This window comes from Acidovorax sp. M14, assembly GCF_049331375.1.
GTDB lineage: Bacteria > Pseudomonadota > Gammaproteobacteria > Burkholderiales > Burkholderiaceae_C > Acidovorax.
Genome location: NZ_CP186263.1, coordinates 762,226 through 780,632, shown reverse-complemented (window position 1 = coordinate 780,632; position 18,407 = coordinate 762,226). Strand labels below are relative to the sequence as shown.

The window sequence follows — 18,407 nt, the reverse complement described above, 5'->3', positions numbered from 1 at the left end:
GGTGACGCCGATCAGTTACGAACAGGCTTGCCCGTGGAGAGCATTCCGAGGATGCGCTCGTGCGTCTTGGGCTGGGCGATCAGGTGGCAGAACACCTTGCGCTCCAGCGTGAGCAGGTATTCCTCGCTCACCATCGAGCCCGCATCCACATCGCCGCCACAGACCACCTCGGCGATCATGGCGCCGATCTTGAAGTCGTAGGCGCTGATGAAGCCGCCGTCGCGCATGTTCACCAGCTGGGCCTTGATGGTGGCCAGGCCGCTGCGGCCCGCCACGGGGAACAGGCGCTTGTGCGGTGCACGCCAGCCACTGGCAGCCATGGACTTGGCTTCGTTGATGGCGACGAACAGCAGTTCATCCTTGTGGGGCACGATGATGTCGCTGTCCAGCAGGTAGCCCAGCTTGCGCGACTCCAGCGCACTGGTGCCCACCTTGGCCATGGCGGCGGCGGTGAAGCCTTCGGTCAGGAAGGGCAGCAGGTCTTTGCTGGTCGAAGCCGCCATGTTCTCGGCCGCGCGGCGTGCGATGTAGGTCAGGCCGCCGGCGCCGGGCACCAGGCCCACGCCCACTTCGACCAGACCGATATAGCTTTCCATGTGCGCCACGCGCTTGGCCGAATACACGGCCAGCTCGCAACCACCGCCCAGCGCCATGCCGTGGATGGCAGCCACCACGGGCACCTGCGCGTAACGGATGCGCATCATCAGGTTTTGCAACTCTTGCTCGATGCTTTCCACTGCATCAGCGCCGCCGACCATGAAGGCAGGCATCGTGGCTTCCAGGTCAGCCCCCACACTGAAGGGGGCGTCGCCGGACCAGATCACCATGCCCTGGTACTCGGCCTCGGCCAGTTCCAGTGCTTCCATCAGCGCTTCCATCACCTCGGGGCTGATGGCGTGCATCTTGTTCTTGATGCTGGCGATGAGCACTTGGCCATCGAGCGTCCAGGTGCGCAGGGCTTTCGATTCCGCAATGGTGGTGCCAGCGGTGCGCCAGTCGGGCAGGCCGGTTTCGCCCAGTAGGGCCTCGGGGAAGATCTGGCGCTCGTACACAGGCAACTGGCGGCGGGGCACAAACTTGTTCTGCGATGCACTCCACGAACCTTGCGCGGTGTGCACGCCACCGGCGTCGGCCACGGGGCCCTTGAACACCCACTCGGGCAGCGGTGCCTTGCACAGGGCTTTGCCAGCGTCGATGTCTTCCTGGATCATCTTCGCGACTTCGAGCCAACCGGCTTCTTGCCACAGCTCGAAGGGGCCCTGCTTCATGCCAAAGCCCCAGCGCATGGCCTGGTCCACGTCGCGGGCGTTGTCGGCAATGGTGGCCAGGTGCACGGCGGCGTAATGGAAGCTGTTGCGCAGGATGGCCCACAGGAACTGGCCGGGCGCGCCTTCGGCGTTGCGCAGCAGGCGCAGGCGTTCAGCGGCGGGCTTCTTGAGCATGCGCGCATACACCTCGTCGGCCTTCTGGCCGGCGGGCACGTATTCTTCGCTGTCCAGCTCAAAGCGCATCACATCGCGGCCGACCTTCTTGAAGAAGCCTGCCTTGGTCTTCTGACCCAGGTTGCCCAGCTCGAGCAGCTTTTTCAGCACGGCGGGCGTGCCAAAGCTTTCGTAGAACGGGTCGGTCTCAATGCTCAGGTTGTCCTGCAGCGTCTTGATCACGTGGGCCATGGTGTCCAGACCCACCACGTCGGCGGTGCGGAAGGTGCCGCTGGATGCACGGCCGAGCTTCTTGCCCGTGAGGTCGTCCACCACGTCGAAGGTCAGACCGAAGTTCTCGACTTCCTTCATCGTGGCCAGCATGCCGGCGATGCCCACGCGGTTGGCCACGAAGTTGGGTGTGTCGTGCGCGCGCACCACGCCTTTGCCCAGGCCGCTGGTGACGAAGGCTTCGAGCTGGTCCAGCACTTCGGGCTGGGTGGTGGGGGTGTTGATCAGCTCCACCAGCGTCATGTAGCGCGGGGGGTTGAAGAAGTGGATGCCGCAGAAACGGGGCTTGATGCTCTCGGGCAGCACTTCGCTCAATTTGGTGATCGACAGGCCCGAGGTGTTGGACGCCAGGATGGCGTGCTTGGCCACGTGGGGCGCGATCTTGGTGTAGAGGTCGAGCTTCCAGTCCATGCGCTCGGCAATGGCCTCGATCACGAGGTCGCATTCCTTGAGCAGGTGCATGTGCTCTTCGTAGTTGGCCTGCTGGATCAGCGCCGCATCGTCGGCCACACCCAGGGGCGAGGGCTTGAGCTTCTTGAGGCCTTCGACGGCCTTGGTGACGATGCCATTCTTCGGGCCTTCCTTGGCAGGCAGGTCGAACAGCACCACGGGCACCTTCACGTTGACGAGGTGGGCGGCAATCTGCGCGCCCATCACGCCTGCGCCGAGCACGGCGACTTTTTTCACTTGAAAACGAGCCGTAGGGCGAGTTTCGATAAATCGGGACATGGGTTGGGTTCCTGGTTGGGGCGCTGCGCGACACCGCTGGGGTGCGCGCGGCCACGGGAATGGGGTTTACTGGACGCGGATCCAGGTTTGCGTGCGACCAAACGGGCCGATCGAGCCGCGCACTTCGAGCTTCTTGCCGCCCTCGATGGGGGTCATGCGCAGGGTGTAGTTGCGACCGTTCTCAGGGTCGAGAATCTTGCCGCCCTCCCACACTTCTTTGCCGTCGGCCTTCTTGGCGCCACGGATGATCTCCAGCCCGAGAATGGGCTTGCCCTTGCGGTCGTCCGAGCATTCGTCGCAGACCTCATCGGGCTTGGCGTCCTTGGACAGGCGCTTTTCCAGCGCTCCGTGCAGCACGCCGCCGCCAATGTCGCGGATGCGGATCTCGGCCTTGGCCTCGCCGGTCTTGTCATCGATGTTGCGCCACAGGCCTTCGGGCGTCATCTGCGCCCAGGCCGGCAGCGCACCCGCTACCAAAACAATAGCTGCTACCGCTTTGAACATCTGCGCTCCCTGGCAAAAAGGCTTGAAATCCGCATCCGGCACCGATCAGGCCAGGGCCAGATCGGTGTCCATCAGCACCTTGCTGCCGGCACGGGCGGTGCGCATCAGCGTGGCGGTTTCGGGGAACAGCTTGGCGAAGTAGAAGCGCGCGGTCTGCAGCTTGGCGCCGTAGAACGGGTCGGTGTTGCCGGCTGCGATCTCGCGCAGGGCGACCTGGGCCATGCGGGCGAACAGGTAGCCGAACACCAGGTGGCCGGCCACGCGCAGGTAGTCCACCGCAGCAGCGCCCACTTCGTCGGGGTTTTGCATGCCCTTGAAGCCGATCTCGGTGGTGAACTTGGTCATCTGGTCGCCCAGCATGGCCACGGGGTTGATGAACTCGGCCATGCGCTCGTTCACGCCCTCTTCTTCCACCAGCTGGCCAATCAGCTTGCCCAGCTTTTTCAGCGTGGCGCCGTTGTTGCCCAGCACCTTGCGGCCCAGCAGGTCGAGCGACTGGATGGTGTTGGTGCCTTCATAGATCATGTTGATGCGGTTGTCCCGCACGTACTGCTCCATGCCCCATTCCTTGATGAAGCCGTGGCCGCCGAAGACCTGCATGCACGCGTTGGTGCTGATGTGGCCGTTGTCGGTGATGAAGGCCTTGACGATGGGGGTCAGCAGGGCCACGAGTTCTTCGGAATCCTTGCGCACCTTTTCATCGGGGTGGCTGTGCACCTTGTCCAGCAGCAGCGTGCAGAAGATCTGCAGCGCGCGGCCACCTTCGGCGTAGGCCTTGGCGGTGAGCAGCATCTTGCGCACATCGGGGTGCACGATGATGGGGTCGGCGTCCTTGTCCTTGGCCTTGGGGCCCGACAGGCTGCGCGACTGGATGCGGTCCTTGGCGTAGGCCAGGGCGTTCTGGTAAGCCACTTCGGTCAGGCCCAGCGACTGGTTGCCCACGCCCAGACGGGCGGCATTCATCATCACAAACATGGCAGCCAGGCCCTTGTTGGGCTGGCCCACCATGGTGCCGATGGCGCCGTCCAGAGCGATCTGCGCGGTGGCGTTGCCGTGGATGCCCATCTTGTGCTCCAGGCCCGTGCAGAAGATCGGGTTGCGCTCGCCCAGGGAGCCGTCGGCATTGACGTTGAACTTGGGCACCACAAACAGACTGATGCCCTTGCTGCCCTTGGGCGCATCGGGCAGGCGGGCCAGCACCAGGTGAACGATGTTGGCGGCCATGTCATGCTCACCGGCGCTGATGAAGATCTTGTTGCCGGTGATCTTGTAGGTGCCGTCGGCCTGGGGTTCGGCCTTGGTGCGCATCAGGCCCAGGTCGGTACCGCAATGGGGTTCGGTCAGGCACATGGTGCCGGTCCATTCGCCGCTGGTCAGCTTGGGCAGGTACAGGGCCTTCTGGGCGTCGGTGCCGTGGGCGTGCAGGGCTTCGTATGCGCCGTGCGACAGGCCGGGGTACATCGTCCAGGCCTGGTTGGCCGAGTTCAGCATCTCGTACAGGCACTGGTTCAGCACGAAAGGCAGGCCCTGGCCGCCATAGGCCGGATCGCAGCTCAGCGCTGCCCAGCCGCCTTCCACGTACTTGGCATACGCGTCCTTGAAGCCGGTGGGGGTCTTCACTTCGTGCGTGGTCTTGTTCAGCACGCAGCCTTCGGTGTCGCCGCTGATGTTAAGCGGGAACGCGACTTCGGCGGCAAACTTGCCGGCCTCTTCGATCACGGCGTTGATGGTGTCCACATCCACTTCGGCGTGGGGTGGCATCGCCTTGAATTCATCACTGACCTTGAGCACTTCGTGCATGACGAATTGCATGTCGCGCAGGGGCGGCGTATAGGTAGGCATGGGTTTACTCCTTGGATGTGGTGGTTTGGTTGGAAACTTTGCGGCGCGCCACTGTGGGTGCCTTGGCTGCCGCTGTCGGCGCGCTGTAACGCGCCAGAATGTTGTGAAAGCCCACGACGGCCCGGTCGATGGAGCCCGGGGTCTGCAGGAACCGCGCTTCGTAGTGCAGCGCGAGAATCAGGCCATGGATCTCGAAGAGCATCTGCTCTTCCTTGGTGTCGGCCCGCAGCTCGCCCAGTTCCTTACACTGCTCGATGGCGCGGCGCATGGCGGCATGCCAGGTCAGCACCGAACTGGCCAGCGCATCGCGCACGGGGCCGGTGCGGTCGTCAAACTCGACCGCGCCGCTGATGTAGATGCAGCCCGAGTCGATTTCGATGGAGGTGCGCTTCATCCAGTTGTCGAACAGCGCCGACAAACGCGCCACGCCGCGCGGGGCGGACATGGCGGGGTAGAACACTTCCTGCTCGAAGCGGGTGTGGTATTCGCGGATCACGGAGATCTGCAGCTCTTCGCGCGAGCCAAAGTGGGCGAACACGCCCGACTTGCTCATGCCCGTGACGTCGGCCAGCGCCCCGATGGAAAGGCCCTCTAGACCGATGTGGGTGGCCAGGCCCAGCGCCGCCTCGACGATGGCCGCCTTGGTCTGCTGGCCCTTTTGCAGTGCACGGCCCGTACCGCTGCGAGCGCGCGGAATGCGGGTGACCTGGCGGGATTCGGGGGTGGAGGACATGGGCACGAATAAAAACGAACGTTCGTTCTATTCTGCAGCAATTTACCCGCACACCCCAAGCCCCCGGAAAAAATAGGGAGACGCACCCAAACCACCCGTTGCAGCCGCGCCACCTTTGCTGGGTAACGCTGCCTCAGCCGTCTGCTGGCTACAGCATCAGCGCCAGACTGGCCTCCAGGTGCTCGGTGGGCAAGCGCCGAAACCCCGAGCGGGCATAGCCCTGCAGCCGCCCGACCACAAAGGCCGTCAGCACGCTGGCCGCCACCTGGGCGTCCACCGTGGGCGTGCTGGATGCAGCCGTAGTAGCCCGCAGGCACTGGCGCAGGGTGGATTCGATGCGGTCAAAAAACTGGTTCATGCGCTGCTGCAGGCGCTCGTGCTCGAACACCAGCGCGTCGCCCACCATCACCCGCACCATGCCAGGGTTGCGTTCGCCAAACTGCAATACCAGAGCCACGATGCGGGCAGCCTGGCGCGCGCCCGCGTCGGCAGGCTGTGCGGGGTCAGGCACATCGCGCCCGGTGATCTGCTGCACCAGCGTGAACACCGACTGCTCGATGAAATCGATCAAGCCCTCGAACATCTGCGCCTTGCTGGCGAAGTGGCGGTACAGCGCGGCCTCGCTGACCGACAGGCGTGCGGCCAACGCGGCGGTGGTGATGCGTTCGGCCCCCGGCTGCTCCAGCATGGCGGCCAGGGCCTGCAGGATCTGGATGCGCCGCTCCCCGGGCTTGGGCCGCTTGCGGGCAGCCACAACATCACCCGCTTCGGCGGTACTGGCGGACTCGGGGAGGGGCGAGATTTCAGACATGCAGGACAGGGACTCCGGTGGGCCCCGCGCCCGGAACACATGCCACCGGGCATGGTCGGATCACGGCAGGGCGTGGATCACGATGTCACGTCTTGCAGCAGCCAGGAGGAGTCGGGGCGCCAGCTGTTTGCACAAGTCAATCGTGTGTGGAAATGATTCTCGCACAGGCCCCAAAGCGATCCCCGCGGGCCCTGGCAGGCCTCAGGGCACGCACCACTACAGCGGGAACACCACCGCCACCACGAGCCCCCGCCCCTGGGGGCCGGTGCCCAGCGTCAGCGCGGCGCGGTGCACACGGGCAATCTCGTCCGCAATCGCCAGCCCCAGGCCGGTGCCCTCACCGCCCGCGCCGGGCACGCGGTAGAAGCGCTGCAGCACGCGGGTGCGCTCACTCTCCGGCACCCCCGGGCCGTCGTCCTCCACCTCCATGTAGGGACGTGGCGGACCCAGACGCCCCTGGCGCAGTCCGCAGCGGATGGTGACCACGCCCCCCGGCGGGGTGTACTTGATGGCGTTGTCCACCAGGTTGGACAACAGCTCGCGCAGCAGCCAGCCGTGGCCTGTGACATGCACCAGCTGCACATCGAGCCCCAAATCCAGGCCCTTGCCGGTAGCGGCGTCCAGAAAGTTCTCGAGCAGCGATTCGCACAGGTCCTTGAGGTCCACCCGCTGCGGCGGTTGCGCATCCAGGCTGCGGGCATCGGCCCGGGACAGCGCCAGCAGCTGGTGCGCCAGCTGCGAAGTGCGGCGCGTGGCATTGCGCAGCTTCTCGATCTGATCAACTCCTAAAACAATAGCACCATGCGCACGATCTTCATGCGCTAGCGGCATTTTTCGGTCGAAATCCGGGAAAGAGGTGCGGGGTGGCGCTGCCGCCTTGGCCATCATGGCCCAGGCCTCGACCTGGGCCTGCAGGCCTGCGAGGGGCGTACGCAGCTGGTGCGCCGCGTCGGCCACAAAGCGCCGCTGCCCCTCCGCCTGCGCGTTGACCAGCGCAAACAGGCGGTTGAGCGAGTGCACCAGGGGGCGCACCTCGTCGGGCGATGCGGCCTCGTCGATGGGGCTGAGGTCCCGCGGCGAGCGGCGCTCCACCGCCTCGGCCAAACCCACCAGGGGCTTGAAGGCCTGCCGCACCGCCCAGTGGATCGCAAAACCCGCCGCCACCAGCAGCACCAGGTTGGGCAACAACACGCGCAGCAGCAGTTGTTGCGCCCATTTCTGGCGCGGGTCTGACCCGTCGGCCAGAGCCACCACCAGCTCGCCCGCCCCTGTGCGCCCGCGCTGTGCCGCCACCCGGTAGGTCACCCCGCCGAATTCCACGCTGTGGAACTCCGGGGCCTGGGTGGTGGGCACGGCGCCATGCACCCAGCCCTCGCCCAGCAGCAGGCGGCCGGAGGTGTCACGCACGCTGTAGGCTGCAAAGCCGGCGTTCTGACGCAGGAAGTCTTCAATGGGCGGCGCGAGCAGGAGCAACGGCGGGTCGTTGTCGTGAATGGGTGGCGCCAGCACCGAATCGGCCAACGCCGGCAGCAGCCGTACCAGCCGCTGGTCGTGCTGGCCAGCCGCCTCGTCGGCCGATCGGTAGTCCAGCCAGACCCCCACCAGCGCCAGCACACACAGCGGCAACACCAGCATCAGCAACAGCCGGGTGCGCAAATCCGACGTCATTGCGCGCAAACCGGGCCGCCGGGAGGAGTTCTTCTTCCAAAGCATGGCGGGGCGGCCGAGAGATGCGGGTGAGAAAGTTGCTGCTCAGGGGGCCTGCAGTTCGAGGCGGTACCCAAAGCCCCGGATGGACCGCAGCGCCACGCCGTGGGGTTCCAGCTTGCCCCGCAGGCGCGAGACATAGACCTCCACAGCGTTGGGGGTGATCTCCTTGTCCCACCCCGTTAGCGCCTGAAGGAGCTTGTCTTTGCTCGCGGGCTTGGGCGCGTTGATGAGCAGGTATTCAAGCACTGTCCACTCGCGGGGTCCCAGTTCGATGACCTGTTCACCCGCCGGCGTACGCATACTGGCCCGGCGCCCGGCCGTGTCCAATTCCAGCGGGCCAAAACTCAGCACGGCCGTGGTCGCAGCCTGGGAACGGCGCAGCAGCGCCCGCAGGCGTGCCAGCAGCTCAGGCAGCTCAAACGGCTTGACCATGTAGTCGTCAGCCCCCAGGTCCAGCCCCTGCACCCGGTCATGCAGCGCGTCTCGCGCTGTCAGGATCAACACGGGCATGGCAGGGCTTGCCATGTCCGGGCGGCGCAGGCGGCGTGTCAGCTCCAGGCCGTCCATGGCAGGCAGCCCGATGTCGATGATGGCGGCATCAAACGACTCGGCGCGCAGTACCTCCTCGGCCCGCTCGCCGCTGCCCACCCAGTCCACTGCGTAACCCGCGTCGGTGAGCCCCAGCTTGATGCCGCTGGCCACCATCACATCGTCTTCGACCAACAGCAGGCGCATGGTGCCCTCACGCGGGGAGATCAGTGGGACCGGATCATGGTGCCGTAGGCCTGGTCGGTCAGGATCTCCAGCAGCATGGCATGGGGCACACGTCCGTCAATAATGTGCACGGCATTCACGCCGGCTTTGGCAGCATCCAGCGCGCCGGCGATCTTGGGCAGCATGCCGCCCGAGATCGTGCCGTCGGCAAACAGTTCGTCGATACGGCGGGCCGTCAGGTCGGTCAGCAGGTTGCCGGCCTTATCGAGCACACCGGGCGTGTTGGTCAGCAGCATCAGCTTTTCGGCCCGCAACACCGTGGCCAGCTTGCTGGCCACCACATCCGCGTTGATGTTGTAGCTCTCGTTGTTCTCGCCAAAACCAATCGGGCTGATGACGGGAATGAACGCATCGTCCTGCAGCGCCTTCACCACGCTGGGGTCGATGGAGACGATGTCGCCCACCTGCCCCACGTCGTGTTCGATGGTGGGGTCCTTGCTGTCCACCATCTTGAGCTTTTGCGCGCGGATCATGCCGCCGTCCCGGCCGGTCAAGCCCACGGCCTTGCCACCAGCCTGATTGATCAGACCCACGATGTCCTGCTGCACCTCGCCCGCCAGCACCCATTCGACCACTTCCATGGTCTCGGCATCGGTCACGCGCATGCCCTGGATGAACTCGCCCTTCTTGCCCAGGCGGTTGAGCGCCGTCTCAATCTGCGGGCCGCCACCGTGCACCACCACGGGGTTCATGCCCACCAGCTTGAGCAGCACCACATCCTCGGCAAAGTCTGCCTGTAGGGCCGGGTCGGTCATGGCGTTGCCGCCGTACTTGATGACCATGGTCTTGCCATGGAACTTGCGGATGTAAGGCAGCGCCTGGGCCAGGATTTCAGCCTTGTCGCGCGGGGCAATCGAAAGAAGGTCGGTCATGGAGGCGTGCCATCCGAAGAAAACAGTGAGGCGCAAATTGTGCCGCATTCGCCGGGCGCGCGAAGACAAGAAGACTTCAGTGCCGCAGCCAGTTTGGTACTTTGAACCGCACGATGGCCAGATAGGCCATGACGTAGCTGACTACAAACAACCCGCAAAACGCCATGAGCAAGGGGGTGTTGTTCCAGAACAGCACCGCCGGCACCACGGTCAAGAGCGTGAAGCCCCACAGATAGGGTGAGGTGCGGTTGTTGCGCATAAGCACCCGGCGGGACTCATCATCGTGAAACACCCCGCGCACGATGCGGCGGTAGATGAGCTGGTGGAAGTGCAGAGCATCCGCCACCCCCGGAGAAACCCCACGCACCGCCTTGCGGTAGATGGAAAAAACCGTCTCCCACACCGGGTAGATCAGCAGCAGCATCGGGAACCAGGGCGACACGTCTGCGTTGCGCTGTACCAGCGATATGCTGGCCATGGCGATCACCACGCCCCACACATAGGCCCCGCCATCACCGGCAAACAACATGCCCCGCGGGTAGTTCCAGACCAGAAAGCCGCCGGTGGCCGCAGCGGTGGATACGAGGAGTGCCGCCAGCGCACGATCGCCCACCTGCAGCGCCACGTGAGCCAGGGCCAGGCAAACAATCAAGGCCACCATTCCAGCCAGTCCGTTGTAGCCGTCGATGATATTGAAGGCGTGGGGTAGGCCTGCGACGGCCAGCACAACGATGGCGAGACCTAACCAAGGGGCGGCAGCCAAAACGGCATCCAACCAAGGCAAACCCATGCGAGGCAGGCTTAGACCCGACAAACCTACGGCCAATGCGCCGGATACTCCGGTCAACGTCAGCCGGTAACGCACGGAAAGGCGCTGGGTAAGGTCTTCCGCAATACCGCCCACGGCAGCAGGAAGCACCACGAGCAGCCAACCCACCACCCAGTAGTCGAGTCGCAAGGAGCCTGGATCTCCCCAGTGAGTAGACTGCAGCACTCCCAGCGCCCATCCGACGGCAGTCCCGAGCACCAGCGCCGCCCCCCCGAGCCGAGGAACATGCCCCAGGTGAAACCGCTGCGGCATGTTGTCGCCATAAACAGCGGCATGCTCGCGCCCCCATCGCACTATGAGCCCCGCAGCCACCGCCGCTACCAAAAAACCGACCACAGACAACCAAATCATGGGGTGCCGATGGTACCTTTGATGGGACGGACTCCAGTTAGCAACTGTAGCGACTGACGATAGACAGGGGATGTCCAGAGCCGCATCAAGCTTCGAACGTGCCAAGCAAGGTGATTTAACCGACGCCCACTGGCCCGCTGGCCGATGTGGATGACCTGGACCGGCGCTTGAAGTAGCCGCCCCCCCCGAAGCCGGAGTCTGAGACAAAAGTCCACATCTTCACAATACATAAAGTAACGCTCATCAAACCCACCCATACCGTGCCACACGGCAGCGGGCATCAGTAGGCAAGCTGCATTCACCCAATCCACTCGGTGCTCAGTCTGTTTCAAAAAGCGCCGACGGAACAGCGCCAGCGGCGACGGAATTTCGCGCTCGCTGTCCTGTACACGCCCCGCGCCATCCACTTGGACGGGGTAAGCGCAGCTATCCGGTTGACCTTCCAGAATCTGAACCAGCGGGACGAACGGGTCTTCCCGCAACACGACGTCCGGATTGAGCACACATACGAAACCTTCTGCAACACCAGCCAAAGCCCGGTTGTGATTGGCACCGAAGCCCCTAGGAAAGGAGTTTCGGACAATATCGAGTGCAAAGGGGAGTTGGTTGGCAGCCGGCCACAGGGGCTCGGGCTCAGGCACGTTCAGCGTGAGCACGACCCTTGCGACCATCGGAGAATTCAGGCGGGCCAGCGCCTCCAGCAACGCTTGGATCTGAGGGCCGTGGGCATGGCTGACGATCGAAACGACAACGGATGGCGGGGAACGGGAGGCTAAATGTGACACCCGAGTATTGTCGTTTGGATGGCGCCCCAGTTGTAACAATATCCTTTAGGCACCGCGACAAGCACCGTCATAATTCCGGGATGACGCAAACAATTGAGGACTTGCACGTCTATCTACGTAGCATTCGTCCCGAAGAACGAACCTCACTCTCCACGCTCGCCGAGATGATTCCACCAGGCTCCAGGGTGCTGGACCTGGGATGCGGCAGTGGCGCGCTGGGCCAGTATCTCGCCGAAACCCGCCAATGTGTCACTGACGGTGTCACCTGGAGCGAAGCCGAGGCGGCCCACGCCCGGCCTCACTACCGCTATGTGCATGTGGCGGACCTGGAAACCGCCGACCTGCACGCCCTGTTCGCGGCTGATCGCTATGACGCCATCGTCTGCGCGGACGTTCTCGAACACCTGCGGCGTCCGGAGCTGGTGCTGACCGCATGCCGTAGCATGCTCACGCCCGAGGGCCGGCTTCTCATTTCGGTGCCGAACGCTAGTTACAGCGGCCTGATCGCCGAGCTGCTCAAGGGCGAGTTCAAGTACCGCAAGGAAGGTTTGCTGGACGAAACCCACCTGCGTTTTTTCACGCGCCGGTCTCTGATACGTTTCATGGCAGAGCAGCGCTGGGCCATCGAGTCGCTGGAAGTCATCGAGCGGCCGATTCCTGAGTCGGAGTTTCAGATCGAGTTCGACGACCTCCCCCCCGCAGTCGCGCGGTTCCTGCTTTCTAGCCCCGACGCGCTGAGCTATCAATTCGTGGGTGCCGCCCGTCCGGTGGAGTCAGCCGATCAGGCCGCCACAACACAGGAGTCGTTTCCTGCAGCGGGCAAGGCACACTTTTCGGCCGAACTCTACATTGGTCGCAATGGCCAGTACCGCGAGACTGACAAGCTCACTGCTTCGGGCGTGATCGGTGAGGAGCGACAGGTCGTGCGCTTCGTCCTACCTGCCAGCGAAACGCCCTACACCCATCTACGGCTCGACCCAGCCGACCGCGCTGGCTACCTGCACCTTTACGGCATCACACTCAAAAACACCGACGGCGCCACGCTCTGGCACTGGAGCGCGCAGGCCGCCCAGCGATCATTGCTGGCGACGACGCGGCACCACGACATCGTCTGGCAGGCCCCCCTGCCGGCGGCTAGCGGAGCGACCCTGATTCTGATGTCCGGCGAGGATCCCTGGTTTGAGTTACCCATCGCCGAACAGGTTCTCACCGATCACAGCGACCACAGCTTGGCCCTTGACATCGAACTGGGCTGGCCGATGTCTACCGACTACTTGGCGCTGTCGGCCACCGTTCTTCCACTACACGACCGCATTGCGGAGTTGGAAGCAGCGCTCAGAGACACGCAAGGGCATCTGCAACAGGTGCAAACCAGCCTAGCGTCAGATCTGGCGACTGCGCGCAGCCGCAATGCGCTCCTCGAAGAATGCCACCGTGCCACGGCGCACCAGCGGGCCACGTGGCAGTTGGAAGCCACGCGTTTGCAGCGTGACTACGACGAACTGGCCTGGCACCTGAAGAATATCGAAGCCTCCACTGTTTTCCGCGCCACACGCCCCCTGGTGCACGCAAAAATGCGCATTGACCGATTGCTGGGCCGCACGCCCAAAAGGAGCAGTGCCGCGGCAACCTCCGACCCACAGCCCATTGCCGCCCCTGACCATCCGGTAGATGTCATCGTACCGGTCTACCGCGGTCTGGCGGATACCCGCCTGTGTGTCGAATCCGTGCTGGCCAGTTCGTGCAGCAGCCCGTACCGCCTGATCGTGATCAATGATGCCAGTCCCGAGCCCGAGGTAACAAAGTGGCTGCGCGAAAAGGCCGCACAGGACAGTCGCATCATGCTGCTTGAAAATGCCGAAAACCTGGGCTTCGTAGGCACAGTGAATCGGGGCATGGCACTGAGCGACTGCCACGACGTGCTGCTGCTCAACAGCGACACGGAAGTCGCCAACGACTGGCTGGACCGCATCCGCCGCGCCGCCTACAGCGACCGGAAGGTGGCGTCCGTCACCCCGTTCTCGAACAACGCGACCATCTGCAGCTATCCGCGGTTCTGCGAAGGCAACGACCTGCCGGAGGGGTACAGCACTGCAAGGCTAGACGCCCTGTGCGCCGTAACAAATCCTGGCGCGGTGGTGGATGTGCCCACTGGCGTGGGCTTTTGTATGTACATCCGCCGCGATTGCCTGGCGGAGGTCGGCCTGTTCGACACCGAGAACTTCGGCAAAGGGTACGGCGAGGAAAACGACTTCTGCCAGCGGGCGGCCGCCAAGGGCTGGCGCAACCTTCACAACCTCGACACTTTCGTGCTGCACACTGGTGGAGTGAGCTTTGGCGACAGCAAGAGCCCCCGCGAACGAGCAGCCATGGAAACGCTCAGGCGGCTGCATCCTCGCTACGAGAAAGCTGTCATGGCGTTCGTGCAGACGGACCCTGCGCAAGCCTTCCGTCTGGCGATCGACGCCGCTAGGATCGCGCAGGCAGGCCTGCCTACCGTGTTGGCTGTGCTGCACGACCGCGCGGGCGGAACCCTTCGCCACGTGCGCGAATTGGCGCAGCATTTGGCAGACAAAGCAGTGTTCCTGACCCTCAAGCCAGCCCCTGGTCATAGCGTGGTTCTGGAGCTTGCCGCACAAAAGGAAGGCTTTCAGCTGGTCTTCCGGCTCGCCGACCAATTACCGGACTTGGTAGAGATTTTGCAAAAGCTTGGCGTGGCCCATATCCACTACCATCATCTGCTGGGCCACGATCCCGTAATCATGGATTTGCCGCACCAACTGGGCATAGCTTACGACTTCACAGCACACGACTTCTACAGCTACTGCGCGCATATTTCCTTGACAGGAAAGGACAACCGCTATGCCAGAGAACCTCAGCCTGGCGTGTGCGCCTGCTGCTCGCCCGAAGATGCGGCGCCCGCAGGCACCGGCACAATCGCAGATTGGCGGCACCGCAACGAGCTATTCCTTACAAACGCACGGCATGTCTTTGCTCCAAGCCATGACACAGCCCGGCGCATCGCCGCGTTCGCACCGGGCGCGCGCGTTAGGGTAGTTCCCCACACGGACTTAAATAACGCTAGCGCAGTAACACTGGAAGCTCCGGCTCCTCAGCCCCTACCCGCCAACGCCCCACTCAAGATCGCCGTTATCGGAGCACTCAGTGCAATCAAAGGCGCGGACTTGCTGGAGGCGACGGCGGTCGAAGCTGCAAAGCAGAGGGTAAATGTAGAGTTTCACCTACTGGGTTATGGATATCGCCATCTGCAGACGCAGCCGCGTGCCAAGCTGACTGTCCATGGCCAGTATGAGGAGTCGGATCTTCCGGGTCTGCTCGAATGGCTGAAGCCCGATCTCGTGTGGTTCCCAGCGCAGTGGCCGGAGACATATAGCTACACGCTGAGTGCCGCATTGCAGTCTGCATTACCCGTGGTAGTCACCGACTTGGGAGCGTTCGCAGAGCGCGTTGCTGCCCGGCCGTGGAGTTGGGTGTTTCGTTGGGACCTCAGTGCCAAGGAGTGGATTGATGCATTCACCGACATCCAAGCAAAACATTTCGTGCTAGGCCAGCCTCCCGCACCGACTGTGAGCCTCTTGGATTGCGCCGCGGCGACTGTTCGCTCAGATGATTGGCACTACCGATCCGAGTACTTTGCCGAGCAAGCCGCTCCCCGGCGCAGCTCGGCACAGCCATTGAGCAGCGACGCGCTCCAGGTCTATTTACCCCAAAAGGCTTCTGTCCTTGGTGCGAAATCAGGTCTCTTGAGCGCGGTGGTCTACTTGCGGTCGGTGCCAGTCCTTCGCAGTGTGGCCCAGTGGATTCCGGCTCATTGGCAACGCGGAGTCAAGAACTGGTTGAGGTCTTGATCCAAGTCCTGCGGATGACACCCAACCACCGATGTGCTGCGATGATGCAAGGACGCTCCACCCAGAACCATGACAAAAGCGCAAGCACCAGCACCGGCAATAGCGACAGCACGAAGCATGCCGCAAGCGACCAGCCTTGGCGCAGACACAGGGCCGTTGCAGCTTGCTGGACGGGGAACGCATAAATGTATACCCCATAGGAAATATCGGTACGCTCTGATCGCCCGGACTCAACCCGAGCCATTCCCGCATGGGCTGCATAGAAAGTGCCACAGGCAACCAGCATCCATACACAAGCCTGCCGTAACAGCTCACTTTCAACCGAAGACGCAGTAACCACCGCTACACCAGCAGCCAGCGCCATCCATAGTCGTGGGCGTACTGCGTATGCAGCCAACGACGAGCCGATAAAGAACGGGACCCCAAAGCCACAGAAGTCCCGCCAGCGAAATGCAGCCGATAGGAAGCCGCCGCCAGCCTCAATACCTCTGTCCCAATGCCATTGACGCGCTCCCTCCCACAGCAATACAAGCGCACTCGCTGCCAGTGGGTACACCCATCGGCGTTCGCGTGAGACTATCGCAATGGCAGCGAGGGCCAAATACATCGAGACTTCATAGCGAATAGTCCACAATGAACCGTTGACGGCACGAGCAAACGGGTTACTTTCAAATACGCCTGGCAAGGTCTGTACCGTGGCGAGCCCTAGGGAATTGTTGGCGAAGTTCAGCCAAGTCCCCCCAGCGCGCCAATAAGCAGATGAAGTCAGTGTGGTGACGGCCCAGCCTAATACAAAAACGGAAAAAGCCACGGCCACAATAAGCCCAGGGAAAATACGCATCGCGCGCTTGATTCCGAACGCTCGCCAATCGGGCTCGCGGACCCAGCTTTGGTAGACCAAATATCCGCTGATGAAAAAAAACACATATACCGCTACAGACCCCAAGCTGTGCCCTGGGAACAGCACTGGCAAATGCAGGCGGTAGAGAAAATCGCCGTGAGCCACCATAACGGCCAGCGCGGCCATCAGCCTTAGCAGGTCGAAGCGATTAGCCATGCGACTCGCGCTACACCGATCGCGCCATGCTCTGCTCCTGCGGCTTGCGCAGCAAGAGTAAAACTTCGTTGTTGCGCAACAGTTCTTCTGGGTACTGAGCCAACAATTCCGGCGGCGGATTGAGGTCCACTTTGCGCCGCTCCTGCCGTTCCACAGTGAAGCCTGCCAGTTCGACAAGATCCACCAACTCATCGGCGTTCAAGCGATTGAGCGCTTGGTACTCCTTGAACACAAAGCGCTTGTATCCGTCCACACCAAAATCCGCAAAACCGAAATCCACTTCCGAAGCATCAATCGGCCCCTCGTGGTTCTTCACGATCTGCCACAACGCCTCTTCCCCAACCTGCAGGTGGTGCCATGGAACATCGTCGTAGCGCCTCAAATGCGAGCCATACGGAGAGTAAAACAATGGCTCGATCTGCAAGAAAAACACGCCCCCCGGCCGAAGACAGGTGTACAGATCTCGCAAGATAGGCAGCAGTTGATCACGCTGCACATGCTCAAAAGTCGACCAACTCATGATGCCGTCGATGCCCTGATGCCTGCTCGCTAAAGGCGCGCCAGGGGATATTGTTTCGAAACTCAGCGCAGAGGGAATCCGCTGCATGCCCAACTGCTCGCGCGCTATGCGGGGCAGCTTGGCGTACTCGCGGCGTATGTCTACGCCGTGGATGGCCGTTGCGCCAAACCTCAACACCAAAGCCAAGTCAGTAATGCCATCGCCACAGCCAAAATTGAGCAAATGCGCCGTGCGCACATCCAATGCGCTCCCTATCCACTGTTGCACTACATCTGCCGCGTATTCAAAGTGGGCTCGAAACCATTCATCGGTGATTTGCGATGGATCCCAGCGAGCACGCCCAAAAAAGCGCTCCTGGAGCTTCAACGTCCATAGAAGGCGGCTCATAAGGAGGGCTTTCGCAGTACATAGGCATCCTGGTGGTTCCAGAAGTGCACCGGCGCTTCATGCACCAATTGGTGGGCCCCCACGGTCTCGGCAATACGGGCTCGCACAAATTCAGGAGCGGTGAAAGTCGTACCGTACTCCTGTACATCGATCGCATTCGACTCGCTGGAGGCTGCAAAGAAAAAGCCGTCCTGATCCAGACTAACGTTGTCAAAGCGCGCGGCCTTCAGACCGTGCGTGCTAAACACCAGCAACCCGCCAGGGGCCACTGCGCCATACAACGCAGCCAGCCACCGTGCCCAAGTTGAACGGGGCAAATGGCTGAACAGCGACAGCACGAACACTAGATCGTATTGCCTTGGCCAGCGAACCTCTTCGGGAGTGCTGGCAGACAGGAAGCCCTCCACACCGAACGTGGAGCGCGAGAATTCCACCGCACTAGGCACTACATCTGACACGGTCACATGCCCCGGGCCCATTGCCTTCACCAAGTGGCGAGTAAAACGACCATGGCCGCTGGCGAACTCCAGCACCTGCGGCGTGTGCAACAGCGGCTGATCCACAGCCTCCAGCAGAAGCATCAACTCCGACAAAGTGCGCCAACCGTCGGCCAAATAGTCACGCAGGGGATTACGACAGGAATGATGGTTCTTGAAAAATCCAAAAATATCATCCTCTGTGGAGATGGAGCAGTTCAGCCCCATCACATTGGTGTACGAGCCGACCAGTTCGTGATCTTCGATCAAGGCATGGGCAGCCAATACCACGTCGCGTTCGTCACGAGCCCGACTCAGAACTTGGGCAGCAGCCGTGCGATCACCACGCTCGAGCAACGCACGCCCCTCCTCCAGTAGCTGCACACCAAGGGACAGCGAATGGCTTCCATCTGAAATTACAGTCATCTTGTGGTTCCAATCAAGCA

The 18,407-nt window shown here is 62.6% G+C and carries 14 protein-coding genes; 1 reads left to right on the top strand and 13 read right to left on the bottom strand.

What is annotated here, in order from left to right:
• Nucleotides 1-11 precede the first annotated feature (11 nt).
• The 10 genes from ACOYR4_RS03655 to ACOYR4_RS03610 all read right to left on the bottom strand — a co-directional run bounded on the left by ACOYR4_RS03655 (nucleotide 12) and on the right by ACOYR4_RS03610 (nucleotide 11,652).
• Nucleotides 12-2,441 (bottom strand): 3-hydroxyacyl-CoA dehydrogenase NAD-binding domain-containing protein, encoded by a 2,430-nt coding sequence (locus ACOYR4_RS03655; protein WP_422848671.1) that lies wholly within the window; start codon nucleotides 2,439-2,441, stop codon nucleotides 12-14.
• A gap of 66 nt (nucleotides 2,442-2,507) precedes the next feature.
• Nucleotides 2,508-2,945 (bottom strand): DUF2147 domain-containing protein, encoded by a 438-nt coding sequence (locus ACOYR4_RS03650; protein WP_110961461.1) that lies wholly within the window; start codon nucleotides 2,943-2,945, stop codon nucleotides 2,508-2,510.
• Nucleotides 2,946-2,990: 45 nt separating this feature from the next.
• Nucleotides 2,991-4,787, bottom strand: coding sequence for an acyl-CoA dehydrogenase C-terminal domain-containing protein (locus tag ACOYR4_RS03645; RefSeq protein WP_015012460.1), 1,797 nt, complete (start codon nucleotides 4,785-4,787; stop codon nucleotides 2,991-2,993).
• A 4-nt stretch (nucleotides 4,788-4,791) separates the two neighbouring features.
• Nucleotides 4,792-5,520, bottom strand: a complete 729-nt coding sequence (locus ACOYR4_RS03640; RefSeq protein ID WP_291433990.1) for a TetR/AcrR family transcriptional regulator — start codon at nucleotides 5,518-5,520, stop codon at nucleotides 4,792-4,794.
• A gap of 148 nt (nucleotides 5,521-5,668) precedes the next feature.
• Nucleotides 5,669-6,331 (bottom strand): nucleoid occlusion factor SlmA, encoded by a 663-nt coding sequence (gene slmA / locus ACOYR4_RS03635; protein ID WP_422848670.1) that lies wholly within the window; start codon nucleotides 6,329-6,331, stop codon nucleotides 5,669-5,671.
• A gap of 216 nt (nucleotides 6,332-6,547) precedes the next feature.
• On the bottom strand, nucleotides 6,548-7,999 hold the full coding sequence (locus tag ACOYR4_RS03630) for an ATP-binding protein (RefSeq protein WP_422848669.1): 1,452 nt from the start codon (nucleotides 7,997-7,999) through the stop codon (nucleotides 6,548-6,550).
• Between the two features lie 84 nt (nucleotides 8,000-8,083).
• On the bottom strand, nucleotides 8,084-8,776 hold the full coding sequence (locus tag ACOYR4_RS03625) for a response regulator transcription factor (protein WP_015012456.1): 693 nt from the start codon (nucleotides 8,774-8,776) through the stop codon (nucleotides 8,084-8,086).
• 20 nt (nucleotides 8,777-8,796) lie between these two features.
• The gene (gene argB / locus ACOYR4_RS03620) at nucleotides 8,797-9,687 is read right to left on the bottom strand and encodes an acetylglutamate kinase (RefSeq protein ID WP_015012455.1); all 891 of its coding nucleotides are present in this window, start codon (nucleotides 9,685-9,687) and stop codon (nucleotides 8,797-8,799) included.
• Between the two features lie 76 nt (nucleotides 9,688-9,763).
• Entirely contained in the window at nucleotides 9,764-10,867 is a 1,104-nt protein-coding gene (locus ACOYR4_RS03615; RefSeq protein WP_422848668.1) for a glycosyltransferase family 4 protein, read from the bottom strand.
• Complete coding sequence (locus tag ACOYR4_RS03610; protein WP_422848667.1) at nucleotides 10,864-11,652, bottom strand: glycosyltransferase; 789 nt, start codon at nucleotides 11,650-11,652, stop codon at nucleotides 10,864-10,866. Before ACOYR4_RS03610 ends, ACOYR4_RS03615 begins: the two co-directional genes overlap by 4 nt.
• 80 nt (nucleotides 11,653-11,732) lie before the next feature.
• Here ACOYR4_RS03610 and ACOYR4_RS03605 point away from each other — a divergent pair, with 80 nt between their 5' ends.
• Nucleotides 11,733-15,521 (top strand): methyltransferase domain-containing protein, encoded by a 3,789-nt coding sequence (locus tag ACOYR4_RS03605; protein ID WP_422848666.1) that lies wholly within the window; start codon nucleotides 11,733-11,735, stop codon nucleotides 15,519-15,521.
• On the opposite strand, the gene ACOYR4_RS03600 is transcribed toward ACOYR4_RS03605, so the two are convergent.
• From ACOYR4_RS03600 to ACOYR4_RS03590, 3 genes are read right to left on the bottom strand one after another with little or no spacing between them, the layout of a single operon-like run.
• A complete protein-coding gene (locus ACOYR4_RS03600) occupies nucleotides 15,499-16,578 on the bottom strand; it encodes an acyltransferase family protein (RefSeq protein ID WP_422848665.1) in 1,080 nt (359 codons plus the stop codon). The genes ACOYR4_RS03605 and ACOYR4_RS03600 overlap by 23 nt on opposite strands.
• Nucleotides 16,579-16,588: 10 nt before the next feature.
• Nucleotides 16,589-17,485, bottom strand: coding sequence for an SAM-dependent methyltransferase (locus ACOYR4_RS03595; protein WP_422848664.1), 897 nt, complete (start codon nucleotides 17,483-17,485; stop codon nucleotides 16,589-16,591).
• A complete protein-coding gene (locus ACOYR4_RS03590; RefSeq protein ID WP_422848663.1) occupies nucleotides 17,482-18,387 on the bottom strand; it encodes a class I SAM-dependent methyltransferase in 906 nt (301 codons plus the stop codon). Before ACOYR4_RS03590 ends, ACOYR4_RS03595 begins: the two co-directional genes overlap by 4 nt.
• Between the last annotated feature and the right edge of the window lie 20 nt (nucleotides 18,388-18,407).